The following is a 233-nucleotide window of genomic DNA, read 5'->3' on the forward strand; positions in this document are numbered from 1 at the left end:
AGGCCTTTTTTGTCCAGCTGGCGCACGTTTTGGCCCGGACTTTGGGCCAGACATTGGCGGTTCTCTTCTTTGCTGAGTATCAGTCATGAACAGCCAACCGCCCGTCGTTGAGGATAAGATGCCGAGCTTCCACCTGCTCCAGCAAATGGAAATCGTGGGTTGCGATCACCACGGAAGTGCCAAGCCGGTTCAACTCAATGAACAAACGCAGTAAACGGCGGGCAAGCGGCGGG

General features: G+C 55.8%; 1 pseudogene. It reads right to left on the reverse strand.

The window, feature by feature from the left end:
• Nucleotides 1-79: 79 nt before the first annotated feature.
• Nucleotides 80-233 (reverse strand): annotated as a pseudogene (locus tag PsW74_RS30050) (cell division ATP-binding protein FtsE); the annotation flags it as partial.

Origin of the sequence: Pseudovibrio sp. W74 (assembly GCF_001623085.1) — a bacterium.
GTDB lineage: Bacteria > Pseudomonadota > Alphaproteobacteria > Rhizobiales > Stappiaceae > Pseudovibrio.